This is a genomic window from Thermasporomyces composti (genome assembly GCF_003386795.1).
Taxonomy (GTDB): domain Bacteria; phylum Actinomycetota; class Actinomycetes; order Propionibacteriales; family Actinopolymorphaceae; genus Thermasporomyces; species Thermasporomyces composti.
Map to the genome: position 1 here is coordinate 1,146,061 of NZ_QTUC01000001.1, position 21,846 is coordinate 1,167,906.

17 protein-coding genes are annotated in these 21,846 nt (G+C 71.8%); 7 read left to right on the forward strand and 10 right to left on the reverse strand.

Annotated elements, in window-relative coordinates:
- Positions 1–29: 29 nt before the first annotated feature.
- The 3 genes from DFJ64_RS04990 to mca form a co-directional block, all read right to left on the reverse strand.
- Positions 30–692 (reverse strand): uracil-DNA glycosylase, encoded by a 663-nt coding sequence (locus DFJ64_RS04990; RefSeq protein ID WP_281268528.1) that lies wholly within the window; start codon positions 690–692, stop codon positions 30–32.
- Between the two features lie 522 nt (positions 693–1,214).
- Entirely contained in the window at positions 1,215–1,628 is a 414-nt protein-coding gene (locus DFJ64_RS04995; protein WP_147304602.1) for a hypothetical protein, read from the reverse strand.
- 273 nt (positions 1,629–1,901) lie between these two features.
- Positions 1,902–2,798, reverse strand: coding sequence for a mycothiol conjugate amidase Mca (gene mca, locus DFJ64_RS05000; protein ID WP_115849384.1), 897 nt, complete (start codon positions 2,796–2,798; stop codon positions 1,902–1,904).
- Positions 2,799–3,152: 354 nt separating this feature from the next.
- On the opposite strand from mca, the gene greA reads away from it, so the two are divergent.
- Positions 3,153–3,662 carry a transcription elongation factor GreA gene (gene greA, locus DFJ64_RS05005; protein ID WP_115849385.1) on the forward strand — a complete coding sequence of 170 codons (510 nt, stop codon included), beginning with the start codon at positions 3,153–3,155 and terminating at the stop codon, positions 3,660–3,662.
- A gap of 115 nt (positions 3,663–3,777) precedes the next feature.
- Here greA and DFJ64_RS05010 read toward each other — a convergent pair whose 3' ends face one another.
- The 3 genes from DFJ64_RS05010 to ilvA all read right to left on the reverse strand — a co-directional run bounded on the left by DFJ64_RS05010 (position 3,778) and on the right by ilvA (position 6,723).
- Positions 3,778–4,197, reverse strand: a complete 420-nt coding sequence (locus DFJ64_RS05010; RefSeq protein WP_115849386.1) for a DUF2089 domain-containing protein — start codon at positions 4,195–4,197, stop codon at positions 3,778–3,780.
- The gene (locus DFJ64_RS05015; RefSeq protein ID WP_245940949.1) at positions 4,194–5,297 is read right to left on the reverse strand and encodes a hypothetical protein; all 1,104 of its coding nucleotides are present in this window, start codon (positions 5,295–5,297) and stop codon (positions 4,194–4,196) included. Before DFJ64_RS05015 ends, DFJ64_RS05010 begins: the two co-directional genes overlap by 4 nt.
- Positions 5,298–5,454: 157 nt before the next feature.
- The gene (gene ilvA / locus DFJ64_RS05020; protein WP_115849387.1) at positions 5,455–6,723 is read right to left on the reverse strand and encodes a threonine ammonia-lyase; all 1,269 of its coding nucleotides are present in this window, start codon (positions 6,721–6,723) and stop codon (positions 5,455–5,457) included.
- 139 nt (positions 6,724–6,862) lie between these two features.
- Here ilvA and DFJ64_RS05025 point away from each other — a divergent pair, with 139 nt between their 5' ends.
- Genes DFJ64_RS05025 through DFJ64_RS05035 form a run of 3 tightly spaced genes read left to right on the forward strand, consistent with a single transcriptional unit; the run spans position 6,863 to position 10,448 of the window.
- Positions 6,863–8,305: a cytochrome P450 gene (locus tag DFJ64_RS05025; RefSeq protein ID WP_115849388.1), complete on the forward strand. Its 1,443-nt coding sequence runs from the start codon at positions 6,863–6,865 to the stop codon at positions 8,303–8,305.
- 34 nt (positions 8,306–8,339) lie between these two features.
- The gene (locus DFJ64_RS05030; protein ID WP_170152498.1) at positions 8,340–8,813 is read left to right on the forward strand and encodes a MarR family winged helix-turn-helix transcriptional regulator; all 474 of its coding nucleotides are present in this window, start codon (positions 8,340–8,342) and stop codon (positions 8,811–8,813) included.
- 51 nt (positions 8,814–8,864) lie between these two features.
- Complete coding sequence (locus tag DFJ64_RS05035) at positions 8,865–10,448, forward strand: MDR family MFS transporter (protein ID WP_115849390.1); 1,584 nt, start codon at positions 8,865–8,867, stop codon at positions 10,446–10,448.
- A gap of 67 nt (positions 10,449–10,515) precedes the next feature.
- On the opposite strand, the gene DFJ64_RS05040 is transcribed toward DFJ64_RS05035, so the two are convergent.
- Positions 10,516–11,607, reverse strand: a complete 1,092-nt coding sequence (locus DFJ64_RS05040) for an AI-2E family transporter (protein WP_115849391.1) — start codon at positions 11,605–11,607, stop codon at positions 10,516–10,518.
- A gap of 236 nt (positions 11,608–11,843) precedes the next feature.
- Positions 11,844–12,824 (reverse strand): ROK family protein, encoded by a 981-nt coding sequence (locus tag DFJ64_RS05045; RefSeq protein WP_115849392.1) that lies wholly within the window; start codon positions 12,822–12,824, stop codon positions 11,844–11,846.
- Positions 12,825–12,939: 115 nt separating this feature from the next.
- Between DFJ64_RS05045 and DFJ64_RS05050 the strand changes: the two genes are divergently transcribed.
- Positions 12,940–13,839 carry a hypothetical protein gene (locus DFJ64_RS05050; protein WP_115849393.1) on the forward strand — a complete coding sequence of 300 codons (900 nt, stop codon included), beginning with the start codon at positions 12,940–12,942 and terminating at the stop codon, positions 13,837–13,839.
- 85 nt (positions 13,840–13,924) lie between these two features.
- On the opposite strand, the gene DFJ64_RS05055 is transcribed toward DFJ64_RS05050, so the two are convergent.
- Both DFJ64_RS05055 and DFJ64_RS05060 read right to left on the reverse strand, forming a co-directional pair.
- Positions 13,925–17,914, reverse strand: a complete 3,990-nt coding sequence (locus DFJ64_RS05055; protein WP_147304603.1) for a hypothetical protein — start codon at positions 17,912–17,914, stop codon at positions 13,925–13,927.
- A gap of 238 nt (positions 17,915–18,152) precedes the next feature.
- Entirely contained in the window at positions 18,153–19,331 is a 1,179-nt protein-coding gene (locus DFJ64_RS05060; protein ID WP_115849395.1) for a M20/M25/M40 family metallo-hydrolase, read from the reverse strand.
- Positions 19,332–19,767: 436 nt separating this feature from the next.
- Here DFJ64_RS05060 and DFJ64_RS05065 point away from each other — a divergent pair, with 436 nt between their 5' ends.
- Positions 19,768–20,604 carry a GNAT family N-acetyltransferase gene (locus DFJ64_RS05065; RefSeq protein WP_115849396.1) on the forward strand — a complete coding sequence of 279 codons (837 nt, stop codon included), beginning with the start codon at positions 19,768–19,770 and terminating at the stop codon, positions 20,602–20,604.
- A 26-nt stretch (positions 20,605–20,630) separates the two neighbouring features.
- The gene (gene menC, locus DFJ64_RS05070; RefSeq protein WP_245940950.1) at positions 20,631–21,776 is read left to right on the forward strand and encodes an o-succinylbenzoate synthase; all 1,146 of its coding nucleotides are present in this window, start codon (positions 20,631–20,633) and stop codon (positions 21,774–21,776) included.
- Positions 21,777–21,846: the final 70 nt, after the last annotated feature.

The following is a 21,846-nucleotide window of genomic DNA, read 5'->3' on the forward strand; positions in this document are numbered from 1 at the left end:
GCGCTCCTCCTCGGGCCCGCCGCTTCGCGTTACGGCAATCGCCAGTCGATCGGCTCACCGCCCTGCTGGTGGAGCAGGGCGTTGGCCCGGCTGAACGGCCGCGAGCCGAAGAATCCGCGGTCGGCCGACATCGGGCTCGGATGCGGAGACTCGATGCGCGGGACGTTGCCGAGCAACGGCCGAAGGCTCTGCGCGTCTCGTCCCCACAGGATGGCCACGAGGGGTGTCCCTCGCGCGACGAGCGCGCGAATGGCCTGGTCGGTGACCTTCTCCCAGCCCTTCCCGCGGTGGGAGGCCGGTCGCCCGGGTGTGACCGTCAGGACTCTGTTGAGCAGGAGGACGCCCTGGCGCGTCCACGGCGACAGGTCACCGGTGGACGGCATCGGATAGCCGAGGTCGTCGACGTACTCACGGAAGATGTTCTGCAGGCTGCGTGGGAGTGGCCGGACGTCGGGAGCGACGGAGAAGCTCAATCCGACAGGATGCCCCGGCGTCGGGTAGGGGTCCTGTCCGACGATGAGCACCCGGACGTCAGCGAACGGCTGCTGGAACGCGCGCAGGATGTTCGGACCGGCCGGCAGGTAGCCCCGGCCCGCGGCGACCTCCCGGCGCAGGAAGTCACCCATCGCCGCGATGTCAGCCGCGACAGGACGCAGCGCCTCCGCCCACCCGGCCTCGACCATCTCCTCCAGGGGTCGCCTGGCCTGCTCACGCGCGACCGGAGCCCGCTCGGCCGCGGACGGAGCGGGCGGGGACGGATCGGGCGGGGACGAGGCCGCGTCACCAGCGGGCGCCGAGACGGTCGTCGCCGGACCGCCGGGCTCACCGAAGAGCACACCCTGGCCATCGACGCTGTCGGCTGGAACGGGGAACTCGACCCGTGCCGTGAGCGGAGCGCCAGCGTCGGGGGAGTCGATCACGCACACCTCCTGTCGGACCCTGTCCCCAGCCGGACGGCCCTCCACGTCGACAGGACTGGCCGGTGGGACGAAAAGCCAGTCACGTCGACTTTACGGCGAACGTCCGACCTTGCCCGCGCGATCGTACGCCGGTGAGTCGCTCACGGCACCGTCCCGGTGCCACGCATCCAGCGAGCTCGCCCGTGAGGTCGATCGGGCCGGCCACGTCTGTCGGCGGCCGTGGCCGTCAACCGCCACCGTGGCCAGCGGCCACGTGATCGTCAGCAGCCAGGGTGATTTCAGCGGTCACGATCTTCAGCGGCCATTGGGGCCGCCTCCTCCACGCCCGGGCTCGCCGGGTCTGCCGTCCCCAGGTCGATCGCCGCGACGCGGTCCGTCCGAACCGCCAGCGCCCGACCCGCCGTCGCCCCGGGCGGCATCGCCTGGCTCGGCATCGCCCCGCTCCGCGCGGTGGTCCGCGGGCCGGTCGGGGCCGTCCGTCCGTTCGTCAGGCCGCTCCTCGAAGGTGACCTTGCGCAGCTGCTTGTTCATGCTGCGCCAGAGCAGGACGGTCGCCACGCCGAGAACGGCAAGCACCACGAAACCCAGCAGGCCTGGGCCCACCCAGTCGTCCGAGTTCCGGGGACTGGCCACGACGGCGCCTGAGGAGACAGCAGCCGACGCAGCCGGCGAGACGGTGGCCCGCACGAGCCCGATCAGCGACAGCACCGACAGCACCCTTCCTTCGTTGGGTCCTTCGTTGGGCAACCCCTGGTGGCACGACCTAGCCCACCGCCGACCGGCTCGCACCGTCGGCGAGCGCCGAACCGCACTCTCCCATCCTCCGCCTCGTTGAGCGGGCACGACGGCACCCGCCGCGTCGCGTCGTGGGGCCGCCAGAGGCCGACACGCGTTGGACGTTCCCGTCGTCCCACCACGGAGCGTCGCCTCGCTGCGCGATCGTGACGGCGGCGCGAGACGGCAGGGCTGGGTCGCCCTCGCCTACGCCGACGAGCCGCGGATCCCGGCGAACAGGTCGTCCTCGGGCAGCTCGACGTCGACCAGGCTCCGCGCGAGCTCGTAGTCCTCGGTCGGCCACGCCGCGATCTGCACCTCGAGGGGGCAGGCGAACCACGGGCCGTCCGGGTCGATCTGGGTGGCGTGGGCCAGGAGCGCCTTGTCTCGGACCTTGAAGAACTCCGCACACGGCACCCGGGTGGTCACCCGAGCGGCGTGGGCAGGGTCGGGCTTCCATTCGGCGAGCCGCTCAGCGTACGGAGACTCCAGCCCACGACGGACCATCTCGTCGTGCAGCGCCTGGAACCGCTCCCGGTGGAAGGTGTGGTGGTAGTAGAGCTTGAGCGGCTGCCACGGCGGTCCCGCCTCCGGGTAGGCGTCCGGGTCACCGGCCGCCTCCCAGGCCGCGATCGTGATCTTGTGGCACATGATGTGGTCGGGGTGCGGGTAGCCGCCGTTCTCGTCGTACGTGGTGACGACGTGCGGCCGGAACTCCCGGATCGCCGCGACCAGGGGCGCCGCGGCGACCTCCACCGGCTGGAGAGCGAAGCACCCCTCGGGCAGCGGGTCGGAGGGGTTCTCGGGGAAGCCCGAGTCGACGAATCCCAGCCACCGCTGCTCCACGCCCAGGATGTCCCGGGCCCGCTCCATCTCCTCGCGACGGATCTTGGCGAGGTTGGCGAGGACCTCCGGGCGCTCCATCTTGGGGTTGAGGATCGAGCCGCGCTCGCCGCCGGTACAGGTCACCACGAGGACTTCCACGCCCTCGGAGACGTACCGCGCGGTGCTGGCGGCGCCCTTGCTCGACTCGTCGTCGGGATGGGCGTGCACGTGCATGAGCCGAAGCTGCTCGGGCGATCGCACCGTGGTCCTCTCCTCCATGGGTCAGGCTCGGTCCAAGCCTCAGGCGAGCACAAGGCTAGGAAGAGGCTAGAGATCGGGGTGGTGTCGCCTTCCCGTGGGTTGCCATGACCCGTATGGTGGAGATCAGGGCCCGACGAGCGCCGCACACCGCCCCCTGGACGACCGTACCGGGCGCATTCAACCGGCCCTGGCGCTTCGGGGCCCGACGTCCTGTCCCGCCCCACAATGGCCGGATCAGGAGTTCATTGTTAGCCTCGTGGCTCTGTCCGTACAGTTCCGGGCACACAGCGAGACCGAGACGGAAGCAGGCCAGCGCGAGGATCACGGCATTCCGGGACTACGGATGTCCGCACGATCAAGGAGCGAATCACCGTGACGCAGTCCACCGATGAGAACATCATCTGGCTCACCCAGGAGGCCTACGACCGCCTCAAGGCGGAGCTTGAGCATCTCATGGGTCCTGTGCGCGCTGAGCTCTCCCGACGCATCGCTGAGGCCCGCGAGGAAGGCGACCTCCGCGAGAACGGCGGCTACCACGCCGCCAAGGAGGAACAGGGGAAGACCGAGGCCCAGATCCGCAAGCTGCAGGACATGCTGCGGCGGGCTCGCGTGGGCGACACTCCACCGGACGATGGCATCGTCGAACCCGGGATGAAGGTGACGATCCGGTTCGAGGGTGAGGACGAGACCGAGACGTTCATCCTGGGCTCTCGGGAGCTTCTCTCGCTCGACTCGTCGGTGGACATCGAGGTCTACTCGCCTGACTCGCCGCTCGGCAAGGCCATCAGCGGAAAGCGGAAGGGCGACACGGTGACCTACACCACTCCCAACGGTCGCGCGGTCACCGTCGAGATCGTCGACACAGTCCCCTTCGGCGCATGATCCCCTTCGGCGCCTGACCGATCCGGGTCCCGGCGGCACCGTCAGCTATGAAACCTGGGCTGGTACCTCGAGGTACCAGCCCAGGCGCACAGTGGACCGTGCCTGGCCCAGGGGATCAGTCGAGGGCGCGGCGGAGCTGCTCGGCCGCGGTGTCGACGTCGATCTCGCCCCTGGCCAGACGGTTGAGGATCTCCTCCCTGCTCGAGCGAGGTTCGGGCGCGTTCGGCGCCGGCTCCAGGCCAAGTTTCGCCAGAAGATCGGCGTAGCGCTGGCGCGCGGTCGGGTAGCTCACGCCGAGGTGCCGCTCGACCTCGCGCATGTTGCCGCGTGAGACGAGGAACACCCGGAGCAGCTCACGCTCGGCGTCGGTCAGACCGCAGAACGCGCAGGACTCGAAGACGCCCGAGAGCTCGCTCCCGCAGGAGCCGCACCCCAGCCGGGTCACCCGCAGCCCGGATCCGCACACCGGGCAGTCCCTGGGCGGACGGTACGCGGGCGGACCTGCCTCGGGGTGGTAGCCGGCCGTACCGCTCACGGCGCCTCTTTCACAGTCGCCATCCCCATCACGACCTCGAGGTCGACGGTCGCGTCGCCGAGGCCGACGACGTGCTCCTCGCGGTCCTTGCCGGGGGGATCCCACTGGACGCGCCCAAGCTGCACGTCGGGTCGGATCCGGACGCTGGACTGCGGGAGCAGCCGGAGCTGGAGCGATCCGGACTCCACCCGCAGTCTGGAGCGACCCTTGGTGATCTTCCCCTCGACCTGCGCCGACCCGGCCTGGACCAGCAGGTCCACGGGCCCCACGACGTCACGGACGCGGGCCGACCCGGCAGTCACCCGAACCTGCTCGAGCTTGGGGATGCGCTCGGCGTTGACGCTGCCCGCCGTGACCTCCACCTCGACGGTCAGGCTCGGGTTCACCCGGACCGACAGCTCCCGACCCAGCTCGAAGACGCGGTCCTGCAGGTCGCGCAGGGAACGCGTCCGCATCAGGGTGAACCCGTCGATCGAGGCGCCGAACTCACCCTCGCTGCTGACCAGGAGCGTGTCGCCCTCCTGGCGGACGACGTGCGGACCGTCGACGGCGACCGTGGAGACGAAAGGCTCGCCGATGATCCGGACGCGGCGCCCCACGGCGCGGACGCGGAGGCGGTTGGCGGTCGCGGGCGCCGGCGCCGACGGACCGGCCTCGCTCGTCGAGGTGGTGTCGGTCGTGGTCGTGCTGCCACTCACCTCGTCGATGCGGGCCTTCGCCTCCTCGGGCGTGAGCCGTCCCGCCGCGACGTCCTCGAGAATCGCGCGAATCGTGTCCCCGGCGGATCCTGCCGCGCCGGCTGCGCCCTCCGTCGGCGACGTCGTCCTGTCGGCCGACGACGTGGCGCCCGCGGTCTCCGACCGCGAGTTCTCGGCGGTCTGGGACGTGCCGGTCTCGGACCTGGTGGTCTCCGACGTCGTGGTCTCAGACGGGGTGGCCTCGCTCGGCCCGCTCGCCGCGGGCTCACCCGAGTCCGCCGACACGGCACCGTTCGCACCGGACGCGCGCGAGGGGCTGTCGCTCGGAGGGGCGCCGTCGCTGGGAGAGCCGACCGGGTCGGTGGCCTCCTCCCATGGGTCAGGAGATGTCTGCTCCGACATGGGGTCCTCCCCTGGTCTCTGTGGTGGCGGGAGCTGACCCCGAAGGACCCGACCTCTCGCACGCCGGTTCCTCGGGGATGGTTTCTAGGGTCTAGGTCGATTCCATCCCGGACCAGCATCGAATGTCAATGTGATCTTCATAGATTGTGAAGATCGGTTACGAAAAACTGACTGGATAGCCGATCTTGCCCAACCGTTTGAGAATCTCCTCACGGTGGTGCCGGCCCCTGGTCTCGACCTGGAGCGCCACCTCGACCTCGTTGAGGTGCAGACTCGCGGAGGTGCGCTCGTGGACGACGTCCAACACGTTGGCGTCGGCCGCCGCGAGCTCGGTGAGCAAGGCGGCCAGCCCGCCAGGCTGGTCGGGGACCCGGACCCGAAGGGACAGGTAGCGCCCCGCCGCCGCCATGCCGTGGCGGAGCACGCGCATGAGGACGAGCGGGTCGATGTTCCCGCCGGAGAGCACCGCCACCACCGGCGGCTCCACGTCGAGGCTGGCCTCCAGCAACGCGGCGACGGGGGCGGCGCCCGCCGGCTCGACCAGCAGCTTGGCGCGTTCGAGCACCAGCAGCAGGGAGCGCGACAGCGCCTCCTCGCTCACCGTCACCACGTCCGAGACGTACCGCCGGATCAGCTCGAACGGCGCGTCGCCGGGACGTCCGACCGCGATCCCGTCGGCCATCGTCGCCATCGACTCCAAGGACACCGGATGCCCCGCGGCCAGGGACGGCGGATACGCGGCGGCACCGGCGGCCTGGACACCGATCACCCGAGCCCGTGACCCACGCGCCGCGAGAGCCGCGGCCACTCCGGCGGCCAGCCCGCCGCCACCGACCGGCACGAGCACGGTCGCGACGTCCGGACACTGCTCGAGGATCTCCAGGCCCAGCGTCGCCTGCCCGGCGATCACATCCGGGTGATCGAAGGGATGGATGAGCACGGCCCCGGTCGCCTCCGCGTAGGCCGTCGCCGCCCGGAGCGCCTCGTCCACCGTGGCGCCCTCGAGGACGACCTCCGCGCCGTAGCCACGGGTGGCCTCCTCCTTCGGGATCGGGACGCCCACGGGCATGAAGACCGTGGCCTTGGCTCCGAGCAGGCGGGCGGCCAGCGCCACACCCTGGGCGTGGTTGCCGGCGCTCGCCGCCACGACCCCCCGCTCACGCACCTCCGGCGCGAGCCGGGCGATCCGGACGTACGCCCCGCGAATCTTGAACGAGCCGGCACGCTGGAGGTTCTCGCACTTGAGGAAGACCGGACCCCCGATCCGGTCCGACAGCCAGCGCGAGCTCTCGAGCGGGGTGACGCGGGCGACGTCGCGCAAGGTCACCGCGGCGGCCTCGATGTCGGACAGCAGCCGCGACGGCTCGGGCGGTGCGCCTGCGACCGCCGACCCGGGAACCGTTGAGGACTCCGGATGGGGACTCATGCTCGCAGTCTTGCACCGCCGCGCTCGGTCCCCGCGACGGTGAGCCCCTCGTCGGGGCCGTGATGACGCCGCGTGATCCGGCGTCCCGCATCCGCGCTCGCGCGCGTGACATGTGACGAGAGTCGCGTACAACGAAGTCATGGAACGGACTGCCGCGTCGCGCCGGCGGGTACGCCGCCCACCGGGCCCGTCGGGCGTGGCCGTCCTGGGCGGGTTACTCCTTCGCCGAGACCCCCTCACCCTGATCGACCACGTCGTGCGCGAGCATCACCGCCTCGCGTACGTGCGGCTCGGCTCGGAGCACGTCTACCTGCTCAGCCACCCCGACCTCGTCCACGAGCTGTTCGTCACCCGGGGACGGCAGCTTCGCAAGGGGCGCGCTCTCGAACGCATCCGCCTGCTCCTCGGCGACGGCCTGCTCACCAGCGAGGGAGAACGGCACCGTGCCCAGCGGCGGCTCATCCAGCCCGCACTCCACGGTGACCGTCTCGCCACCTATCTCCCGGTGATGGTGGCGACGGCGCGGCGGTACGACCGCCGGTGGCGGGACGGCTCGGAGATCGACATGGCGCGGGAGATGTCGACCCTCACCCTCGAGGTCGTGGGTCGGGCGCTCTTCGGTTCGGATCTGACCGACATCGCCGATCCCGTGGCGAGCGCCTTGGGCACTCTCCTCGACGGCTCACCTCGACATCTCCTTCCGGGCATCGACCTGCTCCTGCGCGTGCGAACGCCCGCGCAGGCTCGCCTGATGCGGGCGGTCGACACGCTCGACCGGATCGTCCGCGAGGTGATCGCCCGTCGACGCGCCGCCCCGGCGGGCACCGACCTCCTCGCCACGTTGCTCACGCAGATCGACGACGACACGCTCGTGCGGGACGAGGCGATGACGCTGCTCCTCGCCGGACACGAGACCACCGCGACCGCGCTGACCTGGACGTGGTGGCTGCTGGCGAAGCACCCAGAGGTCGCCGCGTGGCTGCACGAGGAGCTGGACCAGGTGCACCTAGGCCACCAAGGACCGGACCATACCGGGTGCTCGGGCGCAACCGACCAGCAAGCCACGAACCTCGCGACGCGGGCGGGCCCTCCAGCCGCCGTGACACGGCCCGGCCCCTCGGCGCTCCTCGACCGCCTCCCTCGGACCCGCGCCGTCCTCGCGGAGGCGATGCGGCTTCGGCCGCCGTCGTGGATTCTCGGCCGTCGCACGCTCTGTGACGTCGAGCTCGACGGCTGGACGTTGCCGGCCGGGTCGCTCTGCGTGGCGAGCCAGTGGGCGCTCCATCGGGACCCGCGGTTTTGGTCCGAGCCCGAGTCGTTCCAGCCCCAGCGCTGGCTGACTCCGGACGGCCACTTCGACGAGTCCGCGCCGGGCCAACCGCGGGCGGCGTACCTCCCATTCGGGCTCGGCGCCCGGATTTGCGTGGGCCTGGCGTTCGCGTGGACGGAGGGGACGCTCGTGCTCGCGACCCTGGCGCGACGCTGGGCGCCGACTCCGGTGCCCGGCCAGGTGGTGACGCCGCGGCCCGCCGTGACCCTCCGGCCGAGCGCCATGCGCATGGTGCTGCGGGCGCGAACTTAGTTGCATGACACAAGCAACCCCCTATACTTGCGTCGTGCAAGGAACTGGAGTGACCGCCGACCGCGCCCAGCCGGAAGACTCCACCCGCGACGCCACCGAGACGCTGTTCGTCGCCCTGTGTCGGATGTTCCGGTTCTTCAAGCGCGTCCCGGGCACATCGATCGACCCGGCGCTCCAGTACGTCCTCCACGCCATCGGCGGGCGGGGACCACTGCGGCTCTCCGATCTGGCGAGCCTGGTGCAGCTCGACGTGTCGACGGTGAGCCGGCACGCGCGGGCGCTCGAGGAGGCCGGCTACCTCCACCGCACCGTCGACCCCGACGATCGGCGGGCCAGCCTCGTGTCGATCACCGAGGCGGGGCGGCAGGTGCTGGCCGAGATCGCCGATCGCCGCCGCGCCCTGCTCGACGCCGCTCTCGTCGAGTGGCCCGACAAGGACCGTCGAGACCTCGCTCGGCTGCTGACCCGTCTGTCCGACGACCTCGACTCGACAACACCCAGCTCGTGACCCGGGCCTACGCCACGGCCCCATCCGACGAACCATCCGGAGTTCGCCTCGATGACCAACGACCAACAAGCGGCGTCGTCCGCCCCCGCGGCCACACCGCGAGCGGACGACGCGCCCACCTACCTCCCCCACCGCCAGATCCAGATCGTCCTGATCGGGCTCATGGCCGGCATGTTCCTCGCCGCGCTCGACCAGAGCATCGTGGCGACGGCGCTGCCGCGCATCGTCAGCGATCTCGGCGGACTCGACCACCTCTCCTGGGTCGTCACCGCCTACCTGCTCACCTCCACCGCGTCGACGCCGCTGTGGGGCAAGATCTCCGACCTCTACGGGCGCCGGCTGATCTTCCAGGTGGCCATCGGCACCTTCCTCGTCGGGTCGGTGCTGGCGGCGCTCGCCCAGACCATGCTCCAGCTCGTCGGGTCGCGGGCGGTGCAAGGCCTCGGCGGCGGCGGTCTCATGGCACTCGCCCTCGCCGTGATCGGCGACGTCATCCCGCCCCGTGAGCGTGGCCGCTACCAGGGCTACGTGGGTTCGGTCTTCGGCATCTCCAGTGTCGCCGGCCCGCTGCTCGGCGGCTGGTTCACTGACGGACCCGGGTGGCGCTGGATCTTCTGGATCAACCTGCCGGTGGGGCTCGTGGCCCTGCTGGTCACGTCGTTCGCGCTGCGGATCCCCAGGATCCGCCGAGATCATCGCATCGACTACCTCGGCGCCACCACCATCGTCGCGGCCGCCTCGTGCCTGCTGCTCTACCTGAGCTGGCGCGGCGTGTCGTACGGCTGGACCGAGCGCGGAGCACTCGCTCTCCTGGCCGCGTCGATCGCGTTGACGGGGCTGTTCGTGTTCGTCGAGGCGCGGGCGGCGGAGCCCATCCTTCCGCTCGGGCTGTTCCGCGGCGCCGTCTTCTCGATCGGCAGCGCCTTCACCGTGCTGACCGGGTTCGTCATGCTCGGCACGGTCATCTACCTGCCGTTCTACCTCCAGGTCGTCAAGGGCATGTCCCCCACAAGGTCCGGCCTGGCCATGCTGCCGGCGGTGCTCGGCATCTTCATCGCATCCGTCGGCTCCGGCCAGCTCATCACGCGCACCGGCCGGTACAAGATCTACCCGGTCGCGGGCGGGGCCATCATCGCCGCGGGCCTGTGGCTGCTGTCGCACCTGCACGCCGACAGCACGATGTGGACGATCAGCGGCTACCAGTTCTTCATCGGGATCGGGCTGGGCCTGACCATGGCGACGGTCATGGTGGCCGTGCAGAACGCCGTCCCCCAGCGCGACATGGGTGCGGCGACGAGCGCGATGACCTTCTTCCGCTCCCTGGGCGGGGCTGTCGGGACGGCGGTCTTCGGCGCTGTCCTCACCAGTCGACTGAGCACGCACCTGAGCGAGACGGTTCCGCCTCAGGTCGCGGCCCGGGTCCCAGCCGGCACCACGCAGGACGTCCAGGCGATCCACGCCCTCCCGGCGGAGGTCAAGGCCCCCGTGATCGAGGCCTTCGTGCGAGCCCTGGACGACGTCTTCCTCACCGGGATCCCCTTCGCGCTGGCCGCATTCGTCGTCGTGCTGTTCCTCAAGGAACTTCCCCTGCGTACGGGACGAGGCGCAGAGGGCCAGCACGCGCCGATGGGCTGAGTGACCGACACTCGGTCGCGGTGCGCGCACCCGCTGGCCCTCGCGAGGTCGCGGGTGCGCGCACTGGTCAGACCTCCACGTCGCTCCGCTCGTTGGCCAGGTGGAAGGCGACGGCGTTGATGAAGGCCGTGAGCGGGACAGCGAACAGGGCGCCGACGATACCTGCCAGATAGGCGCCGGTGGTGATCGCCAGCAGGATGGCCAGCGGATGGATCCGCACGAAGTGGCCCATGAGGAAGGGCTGCAGGATGTGCGCCTCCGCCTGCTGGACCAAGAGCACGCCGCCGAGCATGACGATCGCGATCACGGGGCCCTTCACGACCAAGGCGAGGAGCACGGCGACCGCGCCCGAGACCAGGGCACCCACGATCGGCACGAACGACGTGAGGAACACCAGGACGCCGATCGGCACGACGAACGGCAGGCCGAGGATCAGCGCCACCAAGGCGATGCCCACCGCGTCGACAGCCGCCACCATGACGGTGGCTCGGACGAAGGCGGTCAGCGACATCCAGCCACGGCGCGCGGAGGAGTCGACCCGCCCGCGTGCTCGACGCGGGAACAGGCGCACGACCCACGCCCAGATGCGCGCACCCTCGTACAGCAGGAAGTAGGTCGCGAACAGCGTGAGGAGCAGGCCGGCGACGATGTGGCCGAGCGTCGTGCCGACCTGGAGTGCGCCCTGGGTGAGCTGATCGGTGGTGACGAGCGCTCCGAGGGAGTTGAACGCCTCATCGATGTCCCGTTCGGACAACCCGAGCGGTCCCCGGATGAGCCAGAGCTTGATCTCGTTGAGGCCGCGCACGAGCTGACGAGCCAGCCCGGCGTAGCCCGCGGCGACCTGTTGACCCACGAGCGCCAGCAGACCGAGGACTAGGAGCACGAGACCGAGCAGGGTCAGCCCCGCGGCGACACCTCGGGCGATCCCGACCCTGGACAGCGCGTTCGTGACCGGGACGATGAGCGCGGTGATCAGCACAGCGACGAGGAGCGGGACCACCACGACGCGTAGCGTCAGCAGCAACCAGCCGAGCAGCACGACGGCGAACCCGATGAGCAGCAGGCGCCACGACCACTCGCTCGCGACGAGGATGGCGGGCGGCAGCTCGACGGTGGGACGCTCGGGTGGGCGGGCGGAGCCCGCGCCAGGAGCGCCCATCCCACCGCGGGCGCCCTCGCCCGTTGACGGAGCACCGGCGGGTGCCTCGTGCGCCTCCTCGGGCGTGCTTGGTGGCCGCCGCCGGAGCCTGCGCAGCCACGTCGACGGCCGCTGGCGCCTCCCCGGGGTGATCACAGTCCGGCTCATACCCCGGCCGGCGAACGGCCAACGCCGCCGAGGCTCGGCCCTTATCCGGCCGAGCGCGAAAGGTCAGACCACCGGAGCTCGAGGCTCGATCACCCGGCTGACCAGTACCGGTCGCCCGCGAGGATGAACGCCGCCGCTCCCACGATGCCGGCGTCCTGGTCGAGCCCCGCGCGCACGACCCGGACCGTCCGGGCGAACTCGATGCGGGCGTACTGGCGGAGGTACCTGTGGAGCGGGTCGAACAGCAACGCGCCGACCTGCGAGACGCCTCCGCCGACCACGACCAGCTCCAGGTCACACAGGGCCACCGCCGACGCGATGCCGATCCCGAGGGCCCGCCCGGCGCGGTCGAACGCCTCGCGCGCGATCGCATCCCCGGCGAGCGCGTCGTCGGCGAGCGTCTTCGCAGTCGCCGACGCGTCGTCGGGACGCCAGCCTTGCTCCCGCGCCCACGCCACGAGGCCGGGTCCGCGCGCGATCGCCTCGACACATCCTCGGGCGCCGCAGCCGCACTGCGGGCCGTCGGGGTCCACGATGAGGTGTCCGACGTGTCCGGCGTTGCCGCTGCGGCCGTCGATCAACCGCCCGCCCAGGATGAGGCCCCCACCCACGCCGGTGGAGACCACCATGCCGAGCATGTTGTCGACACCGCGCCCGGCGCCACGCCAGTGCTCGGCGACGACGACGGCCACGGCGTCGTTGTGGACCCGCACGGGAACGCCGGGATAGGCCTCGGCGAGCCGCTCCCGGAGCGGGAAGTCACGCCAGGCGGTCAGGTTGACCGGCGACACCAGACCGTCCGGCCAGCGCATGGGTCCACCACAGCCGACGCCTACGCCGCGCACGCGCGGATTCCCAGCCGTGTCGAGGACCTCGTCACACAGCTTGCGCAGTCGGCCGAAGATCGTGTCGGCGTCGTCCGCTCCGACGGTGGTCGGCGCGCGCCGACTCGCCAGGACCTGGCCGTCGGCGTCCACCAGCCCGACGGCGAGTTTGGTACCGCCGATGTCGATGGCCAAGACGGGACGGCTGGGGTCGGCGGCTGGGGCGTCCGCTGTCTGGTCGGTCATGGGACGTCATCTTGCCCGGTGCGGTCCTGGACCGCGCGAGGAGGACCGCGCCCACGGACGGCGGGACGCGACCGACGTTCGAGCCGAAACCAGCCACCGGGTTCACACTGGGGCCATGCGGTGGGACAGCGGACCCGGCGACTCGCCCGTCGACATCGCCGAGATCGGCGGGCCGTCGCGACGGACCTGGCCCCGTTGGTTCCGGTCGGTGGCCCTAGGGGTGGCGGCGGTCGGTGGCGCCTGGCTGCTGCTCGCCGCCCTCACCCGCTCCGACGTGACGACGGCGGTGGAGCCGCCTCGCCTCACCGACCAGTTTCGGGCAGAGCTCGGCGTCACGGTCCGCAACGCCGGAGACGAGCACCAAACGATGACCTTGCTCGCCGTTCCCGAGCTGCCAGGGCTGTCCTTCCGCGGCGTCCGCGACAGCGCGGGCGAGACACTCCAGGACGACCTGCCCGACCTTCCCCCGCACGCGAGCGTCGCCTTCACCCTGCTCTGGCAGGTCGAGGACTGTGCCGCCGCGCTCACCCTGGACGACGCTCCCGTGCGCCTCGACCTCAAGATCGGGACGGGCTTCGGTGTGTCCGAGGTCGTCCACGTCACCGGAGGGCCGCGCCGAGAGCTCGTCCCCGCTGTCTGCCGGCGACACCCCGACCGAGGAATCCCCCAGGCGGTCGACCGGATGGTGACCCCACGCTGGAACACCGTGGACGTCCACATCACCGTTCGGAACGTCGGTGGCCGTGGGCTCGTTCTCCGCTCCGCCGAGCTGCCGGCCGGCTGGGACGAGGCCGGTCAGGTCACCGACCGCAGCGGCGTCCGCCACCTTCCCGTCGGTGAGGAACGGACCTTCGTCCTGCGGTTCCACGCGCACGACTGCGCGGCGCCGGTCCAGGGCCCGGCCCGACTGACGCTGCGGTTCGACACCGAGGGCTCCCGCCGGACCGAGGAGCTCGAGGTCGTCGTGGCCGACTCCTGGCAGAACGTCCTCGGCGTCTGCGCGGGGCCGTCGTAGCCGCCTCCGCGGCATCAGGGGGTCGACGCGGTCCCACGCGCCGCTCTCCGCGTGGCGACCTCGGCCATCACCGCAACGGTGGCGGTCACCGTGCCCGCTCGTCCACGTCGCGGGGGTCTGAGGAGGCACCCGCCTCGGGGGAGCGCATCGCGTTCACCATTCCCGCGTTGACAGGCCCCGCGTTCACGGGCCCCGCGTTCACGGGCATGCCGGTGTCCGCCACCTCCGCGGGGATCCCGGTCTCCGTCGACATCCCGACCCCGGGTGGCGCGCCGGCCGCGACGCCAGGCTCACCGCCCACGTCCGGGTGGCTCTGCTCCATCGCAAGCGGAGGTCCCTCGAACTGCGGCAGGTCGACGATCTCGACCATGGGCCGTGCCGCGCCGCGGGTGCGCCGACGCGCCGCGTCGACCGCCAGGTCGGCGACGTAGGTCGCGAGTCGCGCGTTGCGCAGCCGGGGATCCGGCGGGCGCGTGGCGAGGAGTTCACCGGCCCAGCGAGCCGTCTCCTCTGTCGTCGTCGCGCCACGCTGCTCGACGACTCTGCCGAACACCACCGCGTACTCGCTCGCGTCGAAGTCGTGGGTGCGGACCACCCGCCACCACGCGGCGAGGGCCGGGCTGACGTCGACCATGCGGCGGTAGCCGTCGCTCGCGGCGAAGGCCACGATCTGCAGCGCCGACCCGTGCACGCTGATCAGCCGGTGCAGCTCCGCGGCGAGCACCGCGCCGTTGTGCGGCCGGGCGATGAGCTGGTCGATGCCGTGGATGGCGAGCAGACGTCGTCCCAGGCAACCTTCGACGCACGCCCGTAGCTCGGCGACCGCGGTCGTCGGATCGGCGTTGGCGAAGTGCTCGTGACGGAGCCACACCGCCGTCCCGTCGAAGCCACGGACGGTGAGTGTGCGCGCGGCCACCTCGACGGCGAGGCTGCGGCCGGTCCCGGGCGGGCCGGCGACGACGAGCCGGATGTCGGCGTCCGGGTTCATGACGATCTCGCGGAGCGCGGACACGAGCGCCGCCTGGCCCACGATGCGGTCGATCAGCGCCATCGCGCGCGCTCGCGGGCTCATCCGCTCGACCCTGCCGTTGGCTTGGCCCGGCGACGGACCCAGCGGCGCGGCGCGGACGGCGCCCTCCGGCGTCCCGGAGGGACCCGGCGACCACACCTCCCCTGGTCCCGCGGCGGTGTCGTGGCCGTTGGGCCGGTGACCGGCCTGGTGGTCCGTCACGACATCAGGCCGCGGCGACGGTGGAGTCGCGGCACCGGGCCAACCATCAGCTGACACGGCACCAGCGAGGTTCGACCCGTCCTCACCGCCATACGTGGGGTCCGCGGCTCCCCACGAGTCCGCTCGGGCGGAGGGTGGGACGAGCTCAGACGACGCAGGCTCGGCCCGGCTGGTGGACTCGCCGTGAGCCTCCTCAGCCACCCCGACGCCCTCACCGTCAGCTCGACCGTCGGCATCGGCCCTTCCGTCGGTGGACGCCACGCCATTGACGCCATTGGTCGCGGTGGCGGGCTCGACATCGGCGCCAGGCTCGCCGCCGATGTCGGGCATGCCGCTGCCGCCGGGCACGCCGTTGGTGCTGTGCTCACGACGGGCGCTGTGCTCGCCACGACGATGAAGCTCGCCGCGGCGATGAGGCTCGCCCGGGGGATGGGACTCGCCGCCATAGACGCCAGGCACGTCGGTGACGCCGGTGACACCGACGACCGCGTCGGGATCGGCCACGCCGTTCGTGTGGGCCGGTGCCGCAGGATCTCGTGGCCCCTGGACGTCCCCTGGCTCCTCGATGTCCGGTCCCTCGGCGAGGGTGGACCCCTCCACCACGGGACGCTCCTCGACCGGCAGCGCCACCTCCACTCGTGCGGTCTCCGGTGGCGTCGGCGACGCGCCGTCAGGAGCGCTGTGCGACCCTGCAGCCGTCCCGGCCGGCTCTCCGCCGGAGGCGCCACCCGACTCCGGCTCGACGACGACCGGCGGGGCCGTCTCGGCTCCCTCCGCGCCGGGCCGCCGCGACTCGGCCTCGGCCGCTCCCGTGGGACGCGGCCGAGACCCCAGGGATGCACCCGGCGAGGCCTCCGCCTCGACCGCACGCACGTCGTGCTGAGTGCCGTTCACGGTGCCGTTCGCTCGGGCGCCGTTCGCTGATGTCGCGGCAGGCTCGCCCACCTGCGCGACGTTCGCGGCACCGGCGTCCGTGTCACCGTGCACAGGATCACCGTGCGGAGAATCACCGGGCAGAGAATCGCCGTGCAGAGAAGCACCGGGCGCAGGATCTCCGGGCGCAGGGTCGTGGCGCGCGGCGTCGTGGTGTGCGTCGTCGTCCCGGTGCGCAGCATCCTCCTGACCGGCATCTTCCTGGCCGGCATCCTCCTGGCCGGCCTGCTCGTGGCCGGCATCCTCGTGCGCGACGTCGACGTGGGCGGTGTCGACGTGACCGGTGTCGTGGTGACCGGTGTCGTGGTGGCCGGAGTCGTGGTGGGCGGTGTCGTCCGACGCGGTCTCGGCCACGTCCTCCGTCGTCACGCCGCCCCGCGCGGACGCCGCCTCGCCTTCGTGTCCACGCGTCTCCGGCGGCGTGTCCTCTCGTGTCGGGACAGCCTCGCTTGGTCGAGCGTCCTCGTCATCGGCCGACCGAGAGGGGGTGGCCACACCGGCGTCACCGACCTCACCTGGCCGCTCAGCCGGTCCCGCGTGTTCGGCCGGTCCTGTCTGGTCCTTCACCCCGGCCTGTGCGGCCGTCGGTGCGGCCACTCCAGCCTCCGTGGAGGGCCGGGACTGCTCGGAGGGCGAGAGCTGCTCGGCTGGGTGAGCCTCGCGCCCTGCGTTCGCCCCCGCCTCGTTCGCCTCTTGCCGCGGCTGTGCCGCGCGAGGACCTTCCTGGCTCGCTCGTACGACACCCGGTGCGGGGCCGAAGGGGAAGGCGTGCTCCACCGCCACCCATCCCGGCATCGCTGCCCCGCCCGTCAGCGGGTGCCGCACCCGGCGCACTCGCGTCAGCCGGCGTACGTCCTCCTGGAACGCGGTGACGGGCACCCGACAGTCGCGTGGCGTGACGGGTGTGCCGGGCAGCCCTTGCACGACGCCGGTGAGCCGGACCGCCAGGTCGAGCCAGGCCCGACACAGCTGGAACTGACCGGCGACCAGTGCACGAGACAACCAGGCCCGGATCTGACGCTGCCACGGCTCCGGCTTCCACTGGCGAGCCCGCACCGGCAGCTGGTCGCGGACGGACGCGTAGAGCTCGCCACGGATGCCGACCGCCAGCTCGGCGGGCGGCTCGACGACGCCCGCCTGAATCAGCAACTGGATGAAGGCCGCATCCGCGTCGCCCCCACCCGGGACCATCGCATTGAGGCGCTCGTGGGCGGCCATCCATCCGTCGACGATCCAGCTCAGGTATCCCACGGGACCGGTCAACTCGGGGACGAGCGCGACGACCTCGTCGTCCGCCGCCTCGGCCCACCGCTCCTCGAGGAGAGTCCAGTCCGGCGATCCCTGTGGTGCGGTGAGCGTCGCCTCCACCAGGTCGGGGTCGCGACGAGCCGCGGTGTGCAGCCGGAGCAGCGCCTCGCGGCGCGGCTCCAGCGGTGCCAAGCCTTCGAGGCGTCGCAGCAGCTCGATGGTGAGGTCCCAGGCGACCTCACGGCGTGCCCGGTCGTCCCCCGCGGCACGGAACAGCTGGCCCCCTGGCGGACGCCACGGCGCCGCCGGCGCGATCCAGCCCTGAGCGGGCAGGCTGTCCGCATTCGGCCCGAGGCGGAACCGGCGCACGACGTCGACGTCGATCCGCATGCGCGAGCCCGCCCTGATCGCGACGTCTCCGCACAGGAAGGCGACGATTCCTTGGGCGTCAGCAACGACGGCCGGCACCGGGGTCCGCAACTCGGGATGTTTGCTGACGGTGAACTGGGAGGACCGCTCGTCGGCTACCAGCGCGTCGATGCGGGCGGACAGCTCCTCGACGAGCCCGTCCCGCACCCTCCACGGACCGTAGGAGTACAGGTCGATGACGGGTTCATCGCCGAACAGCAGGTCGAGAGCTCCGCGCAGCCCGGCCTCACTCATGACCACCCTTGTCCTTCGTGCCTGCGGCGTCGCGTCGTCCGCGTCGAGTGCGCTTTTCCCGGCACGATCGAGGCGCGGCGACCATGATCCGCGGGCAGCCTAGCGAAGCGCGACGGCGAGATCATGTGGCGTCGTTCACGGTCACCGACGCCGACGACACCGGTCAACCGTCAGGCCGACGACGCCGACTCACCGTCGCCCGACGGGACCGGCCGAGCGTCAGGACGCGGCACCGGGCTCACAAGGTCGGGCTGGCGAGGATCGCCGCGAGCAGGGCGGTCCGGTCGACCAACGAGGACACCAGGATCGACTCGTGCACGGCGTGGGCGCCCGCGCCGTCCGGCCCGAAACCGTCGAGCGTCGGAACGCCAGCGGCGCCGGTGAAGTTCGTGTCGCCGGCACCCGTGGCCGGACGACCGCCGAGCCGCTGCCCGAGCCGCTCGGCGATCGCGACGACGGAGTCCAGCAGGGGGTTGGGGTCCGGCGCCGTCCACGCGGGGCGGTTCGACAACAGCTGGACGGAGACTGTCGCGTCCTGTCGTACCGGGGCGAGCGCACGGATCTTCGCCAGCACCGCGCGTTCGACGTCGAGGTCGGTGAAACGGAGGCCGAGCTCGGCTTCCGCGTGGCCCGCGACGACGTTGGTTCGGGTTCCCCCGGCGATCCGACCGATGTTGAGCAGGGTCGTCCCGTCGTCAGGGACCAGGGCGCGGATGGCGGCGAGCTGGTCGAGGAGCTCGTCGATCGCGGACACCCCCCTCGTCGGGTCGAGCGCGGCGTGAGCTTCCCGGCCCGTGACGTCCAGCCGCACCCGGGTGCTCCCCATGCGGCCGGTCTTGAGGATGCCGCGGCGATGCGGTGGCTCGAAACCGAGGACGGCCCGTGCGCCGACCAGGTGCTCCCGCACGACCCGACCGCCGTCGGGGCTACCCACCTCCTCGTCCGCGACGACCACGGCCCGCACCTGTCGGGCTAGTGGGATGTCGAGGGCGGCCAGCGTCCGCAGCGCGGCCTCGATGACGACCAGGCCACCCTTCATGTCGTAGGTCCCCGGTCCGCTGATGCGCGTGCCGTCGTCGGCGTAGGGCATGCGCGCGAGCTGGCCGACCGGCCACACCGTGTCGTAGTGGCCGAGCAGCATGAGGTGCTCGCCGTCGTCGGGTCCCCACCTGGTCACCAGGTGGTCGCCCGCGGGTCCGGGGACGCGTTCGGTGCGACCGCCGACCTCACGGTGTCCCCGCAGGATGAGGTCCGCGCAGGCGGCGAGGGCGGCCGCGTCGCCGGAGGGGGATTCGGCGAGGACGTAGGTCCGCAGCCGTTCCCGCGCGAACGGCAGCTGCTCAGCCGCCGCGGCGGCCAGGTCCGCGTAGGGCAGGTCGTCGTCGAGCCGGGCCGGGTTCGGCAGCGGGTCAGTCATGGCGCTCCCAGGACGCTAAGGGCGGTGGCGTCACGCCCGTGCGACACGAGCGTGTGGGGGTCGTCGCCGGATGGTGGGCGACATCGCCGGGTCCTAAGGACTTGGCCCGGGCCCCCACCGTGAGTGTGTACGAGCCGGCGAGGACGACACAGGTTTCGTCGCCGGCGTGGCGTCCCGGGTGTCCCTCAGGCGGCTCTGGCCCTTCGACCAGCGTGGCCCGCAACGAGACGGCACCCAGCGCGGTCCACTCCCGGACCCGGAAGCGATGGGGAGCCGGCAGGCCGCCCGCTCGTCCAGCGTCGGGACGCTGCGGCGCGGGAACGGCAGTCGACGGCCGGCTTGACCCTGTCATGCGGCCGATGTTACAAACCGGCGCGACAAACAGTTCAAATTTTTCGGTGATCTTTTACTTTCAACGAAAGAGTTGGATGTACCCATGACCACACCCGCCCGCGTCGTCGTCCGCCCGCTCGAGACGCCGGAGGAGATGCGGACCGGTGTCGCCCTGTACCGGCGGGTCCTCCGGCTCGCAGCGACCGACCCGGCGGTCAGCCCTCGACTGTTGTGGGCGCTGCGGCGGAATGGCGGATCGGTCATGGGGGCCTTCGCCGGAGAACAGCTGATCGGTTTCGCCTACGGCTTCCTCGGCAAAGACCCCGAGTCGGGCGAGCTGTACCACTACTCGCAAGCCGCCGTGGTCGACGACGACTGGCAGGGACGCGGCGTCGGCCGTGCCCTCAAGCTCGGTCAGCGCGACTACGTTCTCGCCACGACGGGGATCACTCGGATGCGCTGGTCCTACGACCCGGTCCGAGCCGCGAACGGCCACTTCAACCTCGACGTCCTGGGCGCCCGGGGCCGGTGGTTCGTCCGGAACCTCTACGGCGTCGACGACATGGGACGAGACATCGGTCACCCCAGTGACCGGCTCATCGTCGAGTGGGATCTCGCCGGGGAGCCCTCCCCGGCCGCGACCGGTCGCGTGCCGAGCCGCACGCCAGGCTGGGGCGAGACCACGGTCGAGGGCGATGACCTGTTCATCGGTGTTCCCCGGGTCTGGTCCTCCGTCGCGGGCGACCATGAGCGAGCGCTGGCGGTTCGGGCGGCGGTCAGCGCGGCGTTCGAGGAGGCGATCGCCGCCCGCTACGTCGCCGTCTCGTGCCGCGTGGCGGACGAGAGCTCCGCCTGGTACCACCTGCGGCGGACGTCGACCGACGCTCAGCCCTCCGCCGACGCCGGCTCCGGCGCATCCACCGGGACGACCCGGCCATGAGCATCCCACGGGCAGGATGGTCTTTCGTGAACGCTCCTCTCGCGACCGCCGACGCCGCCCGCCTGGCCAAGGTGGAGGCCTTTCGGGTCCGCCTGCCGCTCGTCCACGAGTTCGAGACCAGCTCGCACCGCAAGGCGTGGCTGGAGCACATCCTGGTCCGGCTGGAAGACGCCGACGGCGCCGTCGGCTGGGGCGAGATCGCCTCGCCAAGCGACCCGTACTACTCGTCGGAGACCGTCGACACCTGCTGGCTGCTGCTGACGCGCTACCTCGCGCCGGCGATCCTCGCCCACCGCTGGACGCACCCCGACGAGGCCGGACGAGCGTGGGAACGGATTCGCGGTCACCACTTCGCGAAGGCGGGCGTGGAGATCGCTTGCTGGGACCTCGCCTGCCGGCGCGCGGGCATGTCGTTGGCCCGGGCGCTGGGCGGCAGCCGGGCGACCGCCCCGGCCGGCGTGAGCCTGGGCATCGAGCCGACCATCGACGATCTGCTCGCCCAGGTGGAACGTCACGTGACCAGCGGCTACCGCCGGGTCAAGCTCAAGATCGCGCCCGGCTGGGACACCGAGCCCGTCCGCGTCGTCCGCGACACCTACCCCGACCTCGCCCTGCAAGTGGACGCGAACGGCGCCTACACCGAGGACCCCGACCACCTGCGTGCCCTGCGCGCGCTCGACGCGTACGGGCTCTTGCTGATCGAGCAGCCTTTCGCTCCGGGGGCGCTGTCCGCGCACGCCCGGTTGCAGGCTCAGCTGGAGACCCCGCTGTGCCTGGACGAGTCCGTCGACGACCTGGACCAGCTCGACACCGCGATCACCCTCCGGGCGGCGAGGATCCTCAACATCAAGGTCTCCCGCATGGGCGGGCTCTCCACGGCACGCCAGGCCCACGACCGCGCGCTCGAAGCGGGCTGGCAGGTGTGGTGTGGAGGGATGCACGAGTTCGGCGTGGGCCGGGCCGCCAACGTGGCGCTCGCCAGCTTGGCCGGCTTCAGCCTGCCCAGCGACGTGTCGGGTTCCGACAAGTACTACGAACGTGACGTCGTCGACCCGCCGATCAGGGCGTATGACGGCGAGGTCCCCGTGCCGTACGACCGACCCGGCATCGGTCACGAGGTCGACGAGCCGTTCGTCCGGTCACTGGCCAGCGACACCTTCGTCCTGACCTGACGGACGAGGCGGAGCCGGGCGCGGGACGCGACCTGCCGTCGCCACCGCGCACAGGGCCGGCACCCGCGCC

Bases quoted from the DNA above. Each gene is read 5' to 3' on its own strand.
- mca (WP_115849384.1), bottom strand. From the start codon at position 2,798: ATGGAGGAGAGGACCACGGTGCGATCGCCCGAGCAGCTTCGGCTCATG.
- DFJ64_RS05015 (WP_245940949.1), bottom strand. From the start codon at position 5,297: ATGTCGGAGCAGACATCTCCTGACCCATGGGAGGAGGCCACCGACCCG.
- ilvA (WP_115849387.1), bottom strand. From the start codon at position 6,723: ATGAGTCCCCATCCGGAGTCCTCAACGGTTCCCGGGTCGGCGGTCGCA.
- DFJ64_RS05025 (WP_115849388.1), top strand. From the start codon at position 6,863: ATGGAACGGACTGCCGCGTCGCGCCGGCGGGTACGCCGCCCACCGGGC.
- DFJ64_RS05035 (WP_115849390.1), top strand. From the start codon at position 8,865: ATGACCAACGACCAACAAGCGGCGTCGTCCGCCCCCGCGGCCACACCG.
- DFJ64_RS05040 (WP_115849391.1), bottom strand. From the start codon at position 11,607: ATGGGCGCTCCTGGCGCGGGCTCCGCCCGCCCACCCGAGCGTCCCACC.
- DFJ64_RS05045 (WP_115849392.1), bottom strand. From the start codon at position 12,824: ATGACCGACCAGACAGCGGACGCCCCAGCCGCCGACCCCAGCCGTCCC.
- DFJ64_RS05050 (WP_115849393.1), top strand. From the start codon at position 12,940: ATGCGGTGGGACAGCGGACCCGGCGACTCGCCCGTCGACATCGCCGAG.
- DFJ64_RS05055 (WP_147304603.1), bottom strand. From the start codon at position 17,914: ATGAGTGAGGCCGGGCTGCGCGGAGCTCTCGACCTGCTGTTCGGCGAT.
- DFJ64_RS05060 (WP_115849395.1), bottom strand. From the start codon at position 19,331: ATGACTGACCCGCTGCCGAACCCGGCCCGGCTCGACGACGACCTGCCC.
- DFJ64_RS05065 (WP_115849396.1), top strand. From the start codon at position 19,768: ATGACCACACCCGCCCGCGTCGTCGTCCGCCCGCTCGAGACGCCGGAG.